Source organism: Mesorhizobium huakuii (assembly GCF_014189455.1).
Taxonomy (GTDB): Bacteria; Pseudomonadota; Alphaproteobacteria; order Rhizobiales; family Rhizobiaceae; genus Mesorhizobium; species Mesorhizobium huakuii_A.
The window spans coordinates 482,639-497,426 of the sequence record NZ_CP050296.1 but is presented as its reverse complement, the minus strand read 5'-3'; the positions used below and the strand labels follow the sequence as shown (position 1 = coordinate 497,426).

General features: G+C 60.5%; 17 protein-coding genes, 1 tRNA gene and 2 pseudogenes. 4 read left to right on the top strand and 16 right to left on the bottom strand.

Annotated features, from left to right (window positions below; translation table 11 throughout):
• Positions 1-367: 367 nt before the first annotated feature.
• Positions 368-1,108, top strand: coding sequence for a hypothetical protein (locus HB778_RS02435; protein ID WP_183461176.1), 741 nt, complete (start codon positions 368-370; stop codon positions 1,106-1,108).
• Between the two features lie 98 nt (positions 1,109-1,206).
• Here HB778_RS02435 and HB778_RS02430 read toward each other — a convergent pair.
• Positions 1,207-2,549: pseudogene (locus HB778_RS02430) on the bottom strand (IS1380 family transposase).
• A 411-nt stretch (positions 2,550-2,960) separates the two neighbouring features.
• Here HB778_RS02430 and HB778_RS02425 point away from each other — a divergent pair.
• Positions 2,961-3,371 carry a hypothetical protein gene (locus HB778_RS02425; RefSeq protein ID WP_183461175.1) on the top strand — a complete coding sequence of 137 codons (411 nt, stop codon included), beginning with the start codon at positions 2,961-2,963 and terminating at the stop codon, positions 3,369-3,371.
• 75 nt (positions 3,372-3,446) lie between these two features.
• Here the strand turns inward: HB778_RS02425 and HB778_RS02420 are convergent.
• Positions 3,447-4,138 (bottom strand): annotated as a pseudogene (locus tag HB778_RS02420) (SOS response-associated peptidase).
• 32 nt (positions 4,139-4,170) lie between these two features.
• Entirely contained in the window at positions 4,171-4,449 is a 279-nt protein-coding gene (locus HB778_RS02415) for a hypothetical protein (protein ID WP_183461173.1), read from the bottom strand.
• A 141-nt stretch (positions 4,450-4,590) separates the two neighbouring features.
• Here HB778_RS02415 and HB778_RS02410 point away from each other — a divergent pair, with 141 nt between their 5' ends.
• Positions 4,591-4,860: a hypothetical protein gene (locus HB778_RS02410; RefSeq protein ID WP_183461171.1), complete on the top strand. Its 270-nt coding sequence runs from the start codon at positions 4,591-4,593 to the stop codon at positions 4,858-4,860.
• A gap of 82 nt (positions 4,861-4,942) precedes the next feature.
• Here HB778_RS02410 and HB778_RS02405 read toward each other — a convergent pair whose 3' ends face one another.
• The 5 genes from HB778_RS02405 to HB778_RS02390 all read right to left on the bottom strand — a co-directional run bounded on the left by HB778_RS02405 (position 4,943) and on the right by HB778_RS02390 (position 10,461).
• Positions 4,943-5,119, bottom strand: a complete 177-nt coding sequence (locus HB778_RS02405; RefSeq protein WP_183461169.1) for a hypothetical protein — start codon at positions 5,117-5,119, stop codon at positions 4,943-4,945.
• A gap of 628 nt (positions 5,120-5,747) precedes the next feature.
• Positions 5,748-7,091, bottom strand: a complete 1,344-nt coding sequence (locus HB778_RS02400; protein ID WP_183461167.1) for an IS1380 family transposase — start codon at positions 7,089-7,091, stop codon at positions 5,748-5,750.
• 121 nt (positions 7,092-7,212) lie between these two features.
• Positions 7,213-7,335 carry a hypothetical protein gene (locus HB778_RS42730; RefSeq protein WP_280515948.1) on the bottom strand — a complete coding sequence of 41 codons (123 nt, stop codon included), beginning with the start codon at positions 7,333-7,335 and terminating at the stop codon, positions 7,213-7,215.
• A gap of 738 nt (positions 7,336-8,073) precedes the next feature.
• Positions 8,074-9,342, bottom strand: a complete 1,269-nt coding sequence (locus HB778_RS02395) for an IS256 family transposase (RefSeq protein WP_183457400.1) — start codon at positions 9,340-9,342, stop codon at positions 8,074-8,076.
• A 153-nt stretch (positions 9,343-9,495) separates the two neighbouring features.
• Positions 9,496-10,461, bottom strand: coding sequence for a tetratricopeptide repeat protein (locus HB778_RS02390; RefSeq protein ID WP_244661952.1), 966 nt, complete (start codon positions 10,459-10,461; stop codon positions 9,496-9,498).
• Between the two features lie 338 nt (positions 10,462-10,799).
• Between HB778_RS02390 and HB778_RS02385 the strand changes: the two genes are divergently transcribed.
• Positions 10,800-11,066 carry a helix-turn-helix domain-containing protein gene (locus HB778_RS02385; protein WP_183461163.1) on the top strand — a complete coding sequence of 89 codons (267 nt, stop codon included), beginning with the start codon at positions 10,800-10,802 and terminating at the stop codon, positions 11,064-11,066.
• A 19-nt stretch (positions 11,067-11,085) separates the two neighbouring features.
• On the opposite strand, the gene HB778_RS02380 is transcribed toward HB778_RS02385, so the two are convergent.
• The 8 genes from HB778_RS02380 to HB778_RS02345 form a co-directional block, all read right to left on the bottom strand.
• Positions 11,086-11,159 (bottom strand) — tRNA-Gln (locus tag HB778_RS02380).
• Positions 11,160-11,196: 37 nt separating this feature from the next.
• Entirely contained in the window at positions 11,197-11,493 is a 297-nt protein-coding gene (locus tag HB778_RS02375; RefSeq protein WP_183461161.1) for a hypothetical protein, read from the bottom strand.
• Between the two features lie 436 nt (positions 11,494-11,929).
• Positions 11,930-12,175, bottom strand: a complete 246-nt coding sequence (locus HB778_RS02370; RefSeq protein WP_183461159.1) for a DUF982 domain-containing protein — start codon at positions 12,173-12,175, stop codon at positions 11,930-11,932.
• An 11-nt stretch (positions 12,176-12,186) separates the two neighbouring features.
• Positions 12,187-12,423, bottom strand: coding sequence for a DUF982 domain-containing protein (locus HB778_RS02365; protein ID WP_183461157.1), 237 nt, complete (start codon positions 12,421-12,423; stop codon positions 12,187-12,189).
• 119 nt (positions 12,424-12,542) lie between these two features.
• Positions 12,543-12,998 (bottom strand): GFA family protein, encoded by a 456-nt coding sequence (locus HB778_RS02360; RefSeq protein ID WP_183461155.1) that lies wholly within the window; start codon positions 12,996-12,998, stop codon positions 12,543-12,545.
• Positions 12,999-13,210: 212 nt separating this feature from the next.
• Entirely contained in the window at positions 13,211-13,390 is a 180-nt protein-coding gene (locus HB778_RS02355) for a DUF3606 domain-containing protein (RefSeq protein ID WP_027052489.1), read from the bottom strand.
• A gap of 516 nt (positions 13,391-13,906) precedes the next feature.
• Positions 13,907-14,098 (bottom strand): hypothetical protein, encoded by a 192-nt coding sequence (locus HB778_RS02350; protein ID WP_183461153.1) that lies wholly within the window; start codon positions 14,096-14,098, stop codon positions 13,907-13,909.
• Between the two features lie 140 nt (positions 14,099-14,238).
• Positions 14,239-14,607, bottom strand: a complete 369-nt coding sequence (locus HB778_RS02345) for a VOC family protein (protein ID WP_183461151.1) — start codon at positions 14,605-14,607, stop codon at positions 14,239-14,241.
• Positions 14,608-14,788 lie beyond the last annotated feature (181 nt).

Genomic DNA, 14,788 nt, shown 5'->3' with positions numbered 1-14,788 from the left:
AATCTGTCGGACTATCAGACGCGCCCGCTGGCTCCGGCCGGCGGGCTTTTTTGTTTCTGGAGGGACCGGACGCCATGGGATAAATTGCGGAAGCGGCGGCCTTTCTCGGCAAAGCCGCAGACCACCAAATAACCGACCGCTGCTTGGCCGGCCGTGCATCTCCCAAGGGGCCATCAGTCGCGCTTCGCTCACCAGAGAAGACCGTTGTAGCCGAGATAGCCGATCAACGGTCGCGCCCTTTCCTCGTCAACACCCAGTAGGACGAAAACCCTACGCTCTGAAGGTCGACGCCGTTGCTGATATCGATGGAAGGCTTGATATTTTCGACTTTGCGGTAAATAATCCGGAATGGTGTTGGATTTGGAAAATGCGAATTCATAAGATTTCCCTTCCAAGGCATTTTGCGCCAATATTCGCCATGCTTGTCGCGTCGTTTCTCCTCATGGGGAATGTCACTGCCCTCGCTCTAGATCTTGGCCCGACGCAATGCGGTGGAGAGTATGGCGCTCTATCGGTAGCCTTCACTAGAAAAATCAAAAGCGTCAAGGACATTGACGATATACTATCCAAATTTCCGTGGTATTCAAAATCATTTGTTAGCTTTGCGGATAGCAGCTATAAAACAACCTTAAAGAAAGAGCTTCACGATCGATGGAAACGTGGGAAACATTATGAGTTATATTCAGAAACATCTGATTTCATTGTTCCGACCGGATCAGAGAAATTTATTGGAAACGCGCTGATTGATGCAGGGCTCGCAAGCCAGGTTACGCATGCAATCGGCGTTTGCGGAGGGGCTGAGATAAGCTATGCATTAGTCAAGAAAGCGGCCGTGGGGGATATCTCGAAGGGTCCAAAGTTTGAAGCTTTTCTCCGGGCTGCCTTAAAGCGATATGTGGCTCCGGCTGGAAAGAGCGAAACGATAATTGAAGGCCCGCTTTCCGTCAGTCCCGTAACCCCATCTGTCCCTACGAAACGAATGACAGTTATAGTTCCATCGGAGATTTCACGCGGCCCGCAGGAGAAGGGTACTTGGGACAGATATGACTTGCTAGCCCGTCCTATTCACGAGCGGCCTGGTTCCTTGCCGCTTAGCGTTCGGTCATGAAGGTGTGAGGCGTCTTTTTCACCGCAGCTGAGACTGGACTTTGGAACGCGCTGGAGGGTCAAGGTATCGGGTTCGGCGGGGCTTTGATGCCCCGGCGCTCATGGCCCTGCGGGCTGCAGCGTGATGGCGATCGTTCGGAACAGACTTGCTTCGGGACAGGCGGCGGCGAAGGCCAGACGGATGCGCGAGACGGTTTCGGTGACGCGGGCGCCGAGCTTGAGAAGCCTGAGCCGCAGTGTAGCGAACTCGGCGTTGCACAGATGATGGGTCGTGGGCACCGCCTCGCGCAGGGTGAGCATCAACCAGTATGCGGCGGTGTGCAGGACGAGACGGACCTGGTTGGCAATCGGTGAGCGGCAGCTGGTGCGGTCGGAGGCGAGCTGGCTCTTGTGCATCTTGATCAGGTTTTCGGCCTGGCGCGGGCGCAGTAGATCACATCGTAGACATGCTCGGCGGAGCCTTTGTCGAGATTGGTGACGACGAAGCGGATGTCGAGGCCGAGGGTGGTTGCCTCGATGCGGGCGCAGGCGCGGCGTTCCGTCTTCCAGGATTTCGCCTTGTATCGGGTCTCGGCATAGCCGCGCAGCACCGGCTTCTGCTCGAGCGCGCGGCGGGTGCGGATATCGTCGGCGGCTTCATCAACGAGACGCTGGAGAACCTTGTTGCCGGGCAATCCGAAGAGGTAGTCGACCGCATTGTCCTCGCACCATGCCATGACTTGCGCCCGGCCATAGTGGCCATCGCCGCGGATCAGAATGCGGGTGGTCGGCCAGCGGGCGCGGATGCGCCGGACAAGCCGGCGCAGATGGCCGCGGATCTCCTTGCCCGCCGGGGTCCTGCCAGGACGCAGGATCATGGCGACCGGGCGTCCTGTCGCGGCGTCGTAGATGTGGATCGGCAGGAAGCAACGCTCGTCGTAATGGGCGTTGAACAGCGAGAGCTGCTGATGGCCGTGAACGACATCCACCGTGTCGTCGATGTCGAGCGTGACGCTTTTGGGCGGCGCGGCATAGCTCGACAGCCACAGATCGACCAGCACCCAGCCGAGCCGGATGACGGTGCGCAGGTCGGGCAGGTTCTCGAGGCGCGAGCATGTCGGCTGCGAGCACAGATCAATCCCGCTGTCGGGCAGCCGCCCGCAGGCGAGCTTGAAGGCCGGGTCGGTGCGCAGCCGGTCGAGATCGTTGGCATCCTCGTAGCCGCATGCGATCGCAAAGATGCGGGCGCGCACAATGTCGGCCATGGCGTGCGTCACCCGCGCTGGATCGCGCGGATCGTGGATCGCGGCGGCCAGCCTGTCGGCCAGTTGCAGGCGTCGCTCGGCCGCTGCCAAAAGCATGACGCCACCATCCGAGGTGATGCGTCCGCCGTCAAACGCAGCTGTGATCTTCTTGCGTCCAACGGCTGGAAATGAGAGCGGCAGCAACGTATCATCGGTCATGGCGGGTGTGGCTCGCGAGAGGCGGTGGCAGGGTTGGCTTAGACAACCGAATCCTACGCCAAATCAATCGCTTAGGCTACATCCGCCAACCTCTCAGACGCAACGTCGTGCATAAGACGGGCTAGCGACGTTTCTAACGTCCCGAGGCTCAAACTATTTGGTAGTGGTTCACACCGAAAACCTTCGCGTGGCGCCAAAAGTAAATGGGCGTGATACCCCCCCGACCGTTGAGCATTTCAGACGCCTCGCCGACGACTCACAAGGCGCTTATGAAGCAGAATATATTGCGGCCGCAAGTTTTGGTTTATTTCTGGGCGGCAGCTCGGGCCGATGCAAAGTTGAGGCCGAAGGATTGGAAGATACAAAGCCATTTGTTTGCACGATGACTAGTGAGTTTCGATAGGAGCGCTCATGACCCTCGGCACCCTGAGGACGGTCGTATCGGTTGTAGCAATCTTCGGTCACCTTTTTGTTTTTCTTGTCGGCATCGCACTTGGAGTATTCTCCCTTCTGTCTGGAGTCGATGCGATGCAGACGCTGTTAATGGCAAGCCCCGTACTGGCGGTCATCGCATTCGGTGCATTCAGCAATGTGATTGCGAACAGAACTGGACAGCCTGCGCCAGAGAAGGTGTCCGGCACTTTCGCACTTCTTTGCGTAGCTTTTCCCGTCATCCTTATCAGTTTGGTACTAGTCCTGTTCTGGTTGTTCTACCAGCAGCTCGATCACTTCGGCCCGGATCAGTTGAAAATCGCACTCGGTGGCGTCGAGACATTTTTCGGCGTTTACATTGGAATGATATCTAAATCGCTGTTTGGCTAGGTGTATGGCCAAGCACCTTTGCGCGATCGCGCGGCGTCCCCGTCATGCCTTCGGCAAGCTTAATCGGTTCGTCGCTCATAGCAGCTTTATCGGCTCAATCAGCCCGGCATGATCGTTGGGCTGCTTGTTGATGGCGGCGGCGTTGACGTCGCGGCCAACCCGGTAGAACTGCAACTGCTCGTCGATGTCGTGGCTGAGGATGTCCTTCAGGTCGCCAGCAGGGGTGTTCGGATCGAGCCAAGCGTCATAGTAAGCCGGATCGAGAATGAGCGGCTGGCGATCGTGGATCTGATTTACCGGCGCGGCCGACGGTTCGGTGATCATCGTGCAACTGGTGATGTCAAGGTTCGAGTTGTATGCCCACAGGCCGGCGAATGAGAACGGCGCGTGCTCAGGCTGGAAAATGTGCCAGGGGTCTTTCTTGCCGTCAGCCGGTGATATCGTCCACTCGTAGTAGCCATCTGCAGGGATGAGGCAGCGTTTCGATTTAAAGGCGTCACGGAATGCAGGTGTCGTTTCGACGCCCTCTATCCGGGCGTTGAACATGGCTCCCTTTGGCATGTCTTTTGCCCAAAGGGCACCAGCCACCAGCGGCCGGTGCGGAGCTTGTGGTTGCCATCTTCGCCTGCCGTGATGAACGGGACTTCGTCAGTCGGCGCGATGTTGTAGCGCGGCGCGTCATTGCGGCCGGTCTCTGCCGGCGCTGTCAGCCGATAGAGCCGGTGGATCTCCGACCAAGACAGATATCGGGTGTAGCGACCGCACATGTCTTACCCCTAGTTGCCGGCTGAAATCTCGATCAGTGGCGAACGCCGACCTTCGTGATTTCCCGGAGATAGATGTCGGTCTGATGGCGGATTGCTTCGGAAAGAGATAACGCAAGATCGACGTCTTCGGGATAGTTCGCCAAGGCCCAGGTTGCGGTAAGCTGGGCAATGGCCACTTTCTGACTAACATCGGACAGGCCACGCATCTGCTTGGCCATCTTGTTGACCGCCCTGTTAATCGCTGGACGCTCACGCTTTACCAGGGCGTAAAGCTCGGGCTGTTCGGATTCGGTGGCGATGATCGGTTTCATGGTTGTGTCTCCAATTTGTGCCCAGTGAACAAAATAAGAACATCGGAGTCAAGAGCCTCTTGACCGGCAGGAATATGTTCCTCATTTCAGGGAATGCCGGAGCAACCAGAAAAGTGGCCGAGAGGCGCCCCGTGGACGCTAATGCATGCCCACAATGCAGGGCAGGTGGCGCGTATCCGGTGCGGCTATTGCAACATCAAGCGGTTCTACAAGCCACTGGAATTGCGGGAAGTGATCGGCAACGTCACCGCCGATCAGCTAAGGACAAAGGTCCGCTGCGAAAAATGCAAGCGCAAGGAATCGGTGAGCGCTGAGTTATTTCATCCGGTCGGCCAAGAGCTTGAAACGATCCGGTTCCGGCGCCTGGTTGAGATCCGATGGGAAAAGCGCGTGATCTGGAAGGATGAGTGAAGGGTTCAGCCCGGGAAGGAAGTCAGGTTTCATCCAATGCAACACAACAGGACCGGTGCAACCCCTGCGGCTGGGTAGCTGCCTAGCGGCCCTTACCCTTGCCGACCAGATGGATCACCGGTTTTGACGGGCTGGCCTCTTTGAGAAACTTCAGAGCCTCCTCTCGGGTAAGACCGCATCTGCGGGCATAGAAGTCGGCCTCGGCCACTCTTTCGCGGTCGATCGGCTCTTCGCGGCTCTGCTTCGCCTTCTTCCCCATGACGCGAATCATAGCACATTTGGCTATACGCCTCCAATGATCCGCTACGGCTGGGTCGCGCCTATAGGTGGCACAGTGGCTATAGCATCGGCTATGAGCGCTGCCTGTGCATCCAGCCCCTCAACGACCTTGTGAAGGGCGGTGGTCACGGCTGCGAGGTGATCTTCGGGCTTGCCGTTGTCGTTTTCCGGTAGGGGTATCGGTCGCCTCATGCGGCATCATGCGCTTTACTGCAGAGAAGGTCTACCGATGTGAATCCATGACGTAGCTCCCAACAAAGGGCGGGAGCTTTGCGAACTCTCCAAGCGCCAGCACCCACAATTGCCAGCCAGCGACGATAATGACTCATATTCGCTTCGTTTAAGGGTTCAATAAGATTCGACTGTACGACTCGTACCAAGGAGGATTGAGGTGTCGACGATCAAAGCTTCCTCAGTGTGGGCCGCCGTGTGCGCCGAAGACGCTGAGCGCTGCTAGCCCGTCCTATTCACGAGCGGCCTGGTTCCTTGCCGCTTAGCGTTCGGTCATGAAGGTGTGAGGCGTCTTTTTCACCGCAGCTGAGACTGGACTTTGGAACGCGCTGGAGGGTCAAGGTATCGGGTTCGGCGGGGCTTTGATGCCCCGGCGCTCATGGCCCTGCGGGCTGCAGCGTGATGGCGATCGTTCGGAACAGACTTGCTTCGGGACAGGCGGCGGCGAAGGCCAGACGGATGCGCGAGACGGTTTCGGTGACGCGGGCGCCGAGCTTGAGAAGCCTGAGCCGCAGTGTAGCGAACTCGGCGTTGCACAGATGATGGGTCGTGGGCACCGCCTCGCGCAGGGTGAGCATCAACCAGTATGCGGCGGTGTGCAGGACGAGACGGACCTGGTTGGCAATCGGTGAGCGGCAGCTGGTGCGGTCGGAGGCGAGCTGGCTCTTGTGCATCTTGATCAGGTTTTCGGCCTGGCCGCGGGCGCAGTAGATCACATCGTAGACATGCTCGGCGGAGCCTTTGTCGAGATTGGTGACGACGAAGCGGATGTCGAGGCCGAGGGTGGTTGCCTCGATGCGGGCGCAGGCGCGGCGTTCCGTCTTCCAGGATTTCGCCTTGTATCGGGTCTCGGCATAGCCGCGCAGCACCGGCTTCTGCTCGAGCGCGCGGCGGGTGCGGATATCGTCGGCGGCTTCATCAACGAGACGCTGGAGAACCTTGTTGCCGGGCAATCCGAAGAGGTAGTCGACCGCATTGTCCTCGCACCATGCCATGACTTGCGCCCGGCCATAGTGGCCATCGCCGCGGATCAGAATGCGGGTGGTCGGCCAGCGGGCGCGGATGCGCCGGACAAGCCGGCGCAGATGGCCGCGGATCTCCTTGCCCGCCGGGGTCCTGCCAGGACGCAGGATCATGGCGACCGGGCGTCCTGTCGCGGCGTCGTAGATGTGGATCGGCAGGAAGCAACGCTCGTCGTAATGGGCGTTGAACAGCGAGAGCTGCTGATGGCCGTGAACGACATCCACCGTGTCGTCGATGTCGAGCGTGACGCTTTTGGGCGGCGCGGCATAGCTCGACAGCCACAGATCGACCAGCACCCAGCCGAGCCGGATGACGGTGCGCAGGTCGGGCAGGTTCTCGAGGCGCGAGCATGTCGGCTGCGAGCACAGATCAATCCCGCTGTCGGGCAGCCGCCCGCAGGCGAGCTTGAAGGCCGGGTCGGTGCGCAGCCGGTCGAGATCGTTGGCATCCTCGTAGCCGCATGCGATCGCAAAGATGCGGGCGCGCACAATGTCGGCCATGGCGTGCGTCACCCGCGCTGGATCGCGCGGATCGTGGATCGCGGCGGCCAGCCTGTCGGCCAGTTGCAGGCGTCGCTCGGCCGCTGCCAAAAGCATGACGCCACCATCCGAGGTGATGCGTCCGCCGTCAAACGCAGCTGTGATCTTCTTGCGTCCAACGGCTGGAAATGAGAGCGGCAGCAACGTATCATCGGTCATGGCGGGTGTGGCTCGCGAGAGGCGGTGGCAGGGTTGGCTTAGACAACCGAATCCTACGCCAAATCAATCGCTTAGGCTACATCCGCCAACCTCTCAGACGCAACGTCGTGCATAAGACGGGCTAGAAGTAGTTGATCAGCTTGGCAACCTGCGTGCCAAGGCCGGTGATGAAACGGCCATCGTTAGTGGCAAAGTCCCAACAGCAGAACGCCACCCAGCCTAAGAGCAGAAGTGAAAAGCGCATGCACTAAATCTCTAAATTAGGCGCATTGAATAAAGGTAAAGAGCCGGCGACGGATCGGTTCCTCCCGTCCCAATTTGGAACAAGAGTCATTGGCTTCCGTCTTGCAGGGCAGTCCTCACCGGGTAAATCCGGCCCTGATCGCGTACCTGATCAGGTAGTAGGCTCGCCGGGCTTGAGGTGGTTGGGGTCTTCGCCCGGCGGGTTTCCCTATTTGGTTTTTTGCTTTGTGGCCCTGTATTCAGATTCCCACGGCAATGCGTCAAAGTCGGGTTTGTGGCCGCCGGAACGGTAGGCGTCCTGGCCGATATAGCTGCATTTGCCGCTCTCCAGGATGCAGGCAAAGGGCGGGCTTCCCGGGCATCGGTAAAGGCCTACTGATCTTTCCATGCGAGAAGGTGTCCCACGGAGGCTCACGCGTGTCGCCGTTCATTGTGATGAAGACAACAGGACGTGCAGCAACCCGCGAAACAAGACTCCTGATTTGCTCGACGAAGTGAAGGACGACCTGTTCGACTTTTAGCCCTAGGCCGATGCATGTTGGAAAGGTGGCCGGCGCCTCGTTGGGCGGGGGCGTTGGGGTAAAAGGCGCCGGCCAGGCGGAAACAGGTCCGCCGCGCCTCACAGTGGCCGATTTATCGGGACGGCGTTATGGCGTGATCGCGGACTGCTCGCCGGCATTGCCAACACCGCTGACGCGCAAGCGCGAGAGCTATGCTGCAATTTGGGTGACGAGGCTGATCAAGCGGCGCTCTGCGGCTTCAGTTCAATGACCTCGATTCCATCCTGGAACGTTGCACCTGCGATGAGTTTAGGCAACTGATTTTGTCCTTTCAGTCGTCGCCACGTCCTGGCCGCGGCCATGACCAGCTTGAAGACCATCAGCCTGGCGGTTTTCGAGGAGAGTGAGCCCTTGGTACGCACCGTGCGATGGCGAACGGTCGCAAAGACGCTCTCGATGGGATTGGACGTTCGCAGATGATCCCAATGTTCGGCGGGGAAATCGTAGAACGCCAGCAAGGCATTCTGATCTTTGGTCAGGCAGTCGACCGCCTTGCCGTATTTCGCATCATATTTCTCGACAAAGACGGCAATCGCCGTCTCGGCTGAGGCTCGGTTCGGGGCGGAAAAGATTTCGCGCAAGTCCGTCTTCATGGCGGCCTGCACCGATTTCGGCACCTTGTTGAGCACGTTGGCTGTCTTGTGCACCCAGCATCGCTGGTGCTTGGTGCCGGGAAGGAGCTCATCGAGCGCTTTCCAGAAGCCAAGCGCGCCGTCGCCGACGGCAAGATCGGGCGCGATCTGCAGGCCACGACGCTTGACGTCGACCAGCAGCTCGCGCCAGCTCTGTGCGCTCTCACGAATGCCGGTCTGGAAGCCGAGCAGCTCTTTCTTGCCCTCGGGCGTGGCGCCGATCAGGACCAGCATGCATTCGGCATGATCTTCCATCCGGGCCTGCAGGTAGACCCCGTCCGCCCACACATACACATAGCGGCGCGCCGAAAGATCGCGCTTTTGCCAACGATCGTATTCGATGCCCCACTCCGCCGTCAGTCGCGTGATCACCGAGGGTGAGAGGTTCGGCGCCTCCTTGCCCAACAGAGCTGCCAGAGCTTCCTGAAAGTCGCCCGTCGAAATGCCGCGCAGATAGAGAACGGGAAGAAGCGCATCCAGACTTCGTGTCCGACGCGCCCATTTCGGCAGGATCGATGAGGAAAAACGGATGCGCTCCGCTTCACCGTTCGCGCCGCGATCCCGGACCTTCACCCGGCTGACGGGCACCGCCCCGATCCCCGTCTGGATGCTCCGCTCCGGCCCGTGACCGTGCCGGACCAGCCGGTCACGTCCGTCCGGAAGCTTGAGATCCCGCATCTCGGCAAGAAACGCTTCGGCCTCCATCTCGATCGCCTGCGCCAGCAATTTGCGCGCGCCGGTGCGAAGCACATCCGTCAGGGGATCATCGATTTCGTCGGGCTGACGAAGGCGAACAATGTTGATAGTCTCGTTCATGGCGTATCGCTCTCCTTGAGAGGTTCTGGCAGGCTTCATCACCCGCCTCGATACGCCGCCCTTCTCAAACCGTCATCACCCAGTTTCAGCCATAGCTCCAAGCGCGACGGGAGCCGACCTTGCCCGTCACGTCCGGCGCTGATGTCGCAACGGCTATAGAAGCTCCCATAACCAGTCGACGAAACCCGAGCGCCCGCATTGTTGATAGTTTGTCCTCAAACACCTGTCTGCCGCACGCTTGGCAAGTTCTACTTCGGATTGGGGCATCAGCTCAGTCAAAGAACGGCGGGTCTCGTCGGCCTCGTTTGCAAAAACCTCAACAAGCTCTTTTCGGTATTTCTGACTGGCGAGAGTAAGCCACATATATGCCAGCTGGCTGTCCCTCTCGGTGAGCCGGCCATTCGCGTAGTTTTCCCCGAGCGCCTTCATGGCGCCCGCATTGCCTTTGGCTGCGGCGCGGCCATACAACGTGATGGCGCGATTTTTATCCGCTGGGATACCGTCTCCTGTTGCGAACATATCCGCTAGCGCCATCATCGCGGTAGGTTCCGAGCGTGCAGCTGCCTTCTCGAACCATTTCGCAGCCTCAGCTTTGTCAACGGCCAATCCTTTTCCTTCGTACAGGATCGAACCCAATCTCGATTGCGCAGGTGGATACCCCTGCAATGCCGCCCTAAGATATAGCTCAGCGGCCTTGCGATCGTTCGGCTGAAATTCCGTCAGCCCAGGGACCATCTTGGAAGGAATGCCATCCGGCACTCCGACGGTGTATAACCAGCCCAGCTCGTATTGAGCACGCGGAATGCCTTCATCGGCCAGGCGGGTGAGATCAGAAACTTCATTTCTGTTTCCGAGGGCCAATGCCGCCTGCACCTTTTTGCCGTCGGCATCTTCTCGCCAAAGTGCAGCTCTCGCAGTGGCCGTTGCTACGGCCTCAGCGCTCATCTGATGCGTCAGCATGCTATAAGCGAGGCCATCCTGGGCTTTTGCTAAGATCAGCCATTTCACGGCCTCGATGTTGTCCACAGGAACGGCAGGCTCCCCAGCTGCATAGGCCACCCCAAGCATGAATTGCGCTTCGCGGTAATCCTGATCTGCTGCGCGGTGCAACAGCGCCATTGCCACCGGTACATCTTTCGGAACACCTTGGCCCGCGAGAAGCATCTTGCCGAGGTAAGTTTGCGCCCTCGGATCGCCGGATTCGGCTATCGGCTTGATGATTGACAGCGCTGCAACATAGTTGCCCCCTGAAAAAGGCTCAAAGCGTGATCAAGATTCTGTTTTCTTGCGTCTAACTCGTCGGCGCAAAACGCTGTTGAAGCAAAGAGCGCTAGCCCCACTAGCCCGTAGACTAACTTACCGAGAATGGACATTCCGGCCCCCCTGAATTGCGTTTGATGTTGACGCGTGCACTATAGTGCGTCGCACTAAAGTGCACAATTCGCCACGCATGCCTGATGGACATGCGTCAGCTCGTTGCGAAGAACGTGAAGCGCTGCCGCACGGCAGCGGGTCTAACTCAGCACGAGGTGGCGGAGCGGATGGGCGTCGACCGCGCCTATGTCAGCGGGCTGGAAATGGGGAAGAGAAACCCGACGGTGATCACGCTCTGGCAGATTTCCCAAGCGCTTAATGTTAGGCCAGTGGACCTTCTTTCGGAAGATGACCAGGGACGCCATCAGTCGCGTATTGGCCAGAAATTGGACAATTCGGAAACGAAATAAGCTAACTGATTGAAAATGTTGGTTCCCGCTCATGGGCTCGAACCACGATTCACGCCTTCAAAGGGCGCTGTCCTACCATTAGACGAAGCGGGAGAAGCTCGGATGGTTATGCCGTCAGTACGGCTAGGCGTCAATTCGGGAAGTTGTTGACCGGCTCTTCGCAGCGGTAAACCGGGCAGTGCCCGTCGCGGGCCGGGATATAGGCCGACATCGGCACTTCCGGCCAGTCGCATTCATTGCCGAACTGCCTGACATAGCGGTCATAGGTGTTCGGGCCGGTGGTCAGCACCACGGCGCGATGGCTCTGGATCATGGCCTGGATCCCGGCGCAGCTGATGCTGCGGCTGTCGGGCCGGGCCTCGGCCAGACCGGTCGCCGCAAGCACGGTGGCCAAGGTCATCGACAGGATTCGAAGGCGAGCGGACATGACGGTTCTCTTGGTTTTGACGCAGCCTCATTGTTCCACAAAACCCGCCATCTGTCCGCCGGTTCCGCGACAGCCCGCGCGTTGCGCAGGGCAAGACGCAACCAAACCACGTGTCGCGCATTGCTGGTCATGGACAGCAGGAAGCCTTACGAAACGCCGCAATGGTGGCCCGGTAACGAAGACCGTGAGGCCATGTGCTGTTCTTTCTGCGGCGGCCGCGACCACCGCTACGAGGCGTGCCCGCAAAGGACCGATCCGCCTGTTCCTCCGACCGACAAGGGCGAGGGGACATCCCGCTGACCCGGGCGCCGGCCCGTCAGGACCGTTTCCATGGCGCCTCCGCTACGCATAGCGGCCGAGGCGTCATGCCGCCGGGACAAGGGGCCAACCCTTTTGTCGCCAATAGAGGGGCCGGGGCGCCGGCCGGCGGTCACGATCAGCGGACCAGCAGGCCGGCGTGATCGCAGAGCGCCGTGAAGGCCTCCTGTGCCTGAGCCGTGCCGTCCTTGTTTTCCAGCGCCGCCTCGATCTTCTCGCGCGCCGCCTGGTAGAAAGGGTCGCGGCTGGCATGCGGCCAGTCGATCAGGATTTCACTGGCGTCTTGAAGCGTCGTCACCTCGCGGATCGTGTCCGAGCCATGCGGCTTGATCCGCATTGGTGTCGACAGCATCACATCGGCCATTGGATTTCCCGCTATTGGAGGATGTGGGCTTCGCGTGCGGCGTCGATCATCGCCCGCATCGCCTTTTCCGGTGGCGTCCAGCCGTCGAGCGCGTCGCGGCAACTGCGCAATGCTGCCCGGTATCGCCGGCCCCGGCCGGCCGGCCAGTCGCCGAGGCATTCCAGCCCCTCCCAGGCGCTGCGCACAACGCGCTCCCGCTCGGGGGCGAATTTCAGGCGGATCGGTCGGGGGAACATCTTGTCGTTCAACTGAAGTCTCCGTGGCACGTCGCCCCGGCAGTGAACAGCGGTTATGAAACAACGCACTCACAAGGGGCGCCGGATAACGCCGCCGGCAGGGGAGGGTTCCAGGCCCGAAAGATCAATTTTCAATCGTGGGCGACGGCATCCGACAAAGATCGCGGCGGCGGCGGAACGGCGTCTTCCGAGGCTGGCCCGTCAAGGGGCCGGTCATGTTCGAACTGTTCGGTGCCGGGCAAGGCATGCAGCCAGGTCTCGCGGCGGCCGGTCCACAATTCATATTGCGGCTCCAGGTCGGTCGGCGCGACATCGAGGCTGCCAAGCATCACCTCGACCTCGTCGTCGCCGATCCAGGTGACGCGGCCGCCGCAGGTCGGGCAGAAGCTGCGCGTGCCGTAGCTGGCGACTTCGCCCGATGTCTCGAAGGCATCGCGCGGCCAGATGGCGAAGGCCGAATAGACCGAGCCGCCCGCCTTGCGGCAATCCTTGCAATGGCAGAGGCCGACCCGTATCGGCTGGCCGGTGACGACGAACTGCACGCCGCCGCACAGGCAACTGCCGGTCCTGCGTGTGGTGTCGGACATGATCGCGGCCCTCCCTCGGTCTGGCTCTCGTCAGTCTGGCACGCTACGGGTCGGGCGGGACAGAGGCTCATCTGCCATTTCGTTGGCCAGAAACCAGGAAAAGACATCCTGTCCATCGTACCGCCGAGCCCGGCTGGCAGCACCAACCGGGCCGACGCGGCCCGCAGCATCCTTCAACGCCATAACGGCGAAATGGTTGCGGCTCGCGGCTGCTATCCGCGCGCGGCCATGTGGTTGTCGAGCTTCTTGCGCGACGGGCCATAGCGCTTGATGATGGTCTGGGCTTCGCTCTGCGGGATGCCGTATTTGCGCGCGAAGGCGGCGACCTCGTAGGTCTCCTCGCTCGAAACCAGCTTGCGGTCCTGCTTGATCTTGGATTTATCGTCGGGCATGGCGGACCTCGCTTTCTGTGAGCCGCACGGTCGTGCGGACATCGCTATATAGGATGCCGCGATCAGACATAACAGCGATCGGCGCTACTGGTTCCATGGCAGGTGGCGGACAGAAGCCTGCCCGACGCGGATTGCAGGCTTTCAGGCCGATGCAGGGGCCAGGCCGGCGCCGTGCCGGTCGGTCTCGCCGCAATCGGCGCAAGGCGCGCTGGCGCCGGGACAGCCGCGCTGGTGGGTGCCGGCAGGACAGCAAAGGCCGTTGGAGCGTGTCCAGCGCGGGCATTGGAAAACCTGCCCGGTGCCGCCGCAACCGCTGCACTCGAGGACCGGAGACCCGACCATATAGGACATCGTCCCGAACTTGACGCTCGCGCCCAAAACCCAACCCACCCAAATTGCTGCACAGGACGGACCTGTGCATTAGCCCCAGCTAACGATACCACGTTGCTGGTTACGGACAAGTTTCAGGATCATTAATTGTTCGTGAACGCCTCGGCCCAAGGCCCGGCACCGACCTCAGGCTGGCGTCAGCCGCCTGGCGGCGAGGTACATGAGCGCCGACGCGGCCTGGCCGCGATCCCAGCCGGCGGCCTCGACCTTGTCGAGCAGCGCGTCGAGATGGGGGACGAGCATCTCCCGGCAGTGCTGTTCATAGGCGGCGCTCATCGCCGGATGCTGCGGCGCGCCGATGGTCAAGGCCTTGGCCATGTTTGATTCCCTCCCCGTGGGCGAGAGCGATCATACCATCAGCCGGCAAACCGAAATAATCCGATTTCACCGGCGCGGATGCGCCGCGCCGACAGCGCCAAGGCGCAAGCCGAGGCAAGCGAACGGATTTCGGGGAGGGGTCATGCTCTTGGTTCAAAAAGCTCGACGACGTTGCCGGACGGGTCCTCGCAAAGGATCTGGCGGCCGCCGGGGCCGTCGACAATCTCGTTGCGGAACGGCACGCCGGCCTCGCGCATCCGGGCGGCCAGCGCCGGCAGGTCCTCCACCTCCAGCACGATGCGGTTCCATCCGCCCGGTTCCGGCGTCCGGCCATCCGGCATCGGCCGCGCCGCCGACGCCATCGGGCCGGCAAGCCAGAGCGTCAGGTCATCGCGCCTGAGGATGGCCATCGCCGGACCGAACTGCTGCTGCAGCACGAAACCCAGATGCTTCGTGTAAAATGCTATCGCCAACTCGACATCGCTGACGAGATACCGGACCGTCGCCATATGCTGGCTCTCCTCATAAACTGATCAAGCGCCCCTTTGTGAGGGTAGCTTTCGGGGCAGGTCGCGGCAAGGTTTCAGGCCCGGCGACGGCGTCCTGTCCGTGCGCGCCAGACCGGTGCCGATATCCGGAGCGGCATCGCTTTCGTGCAAAAAATTCCAAGCCGGTGTCGGAACTGCGCAC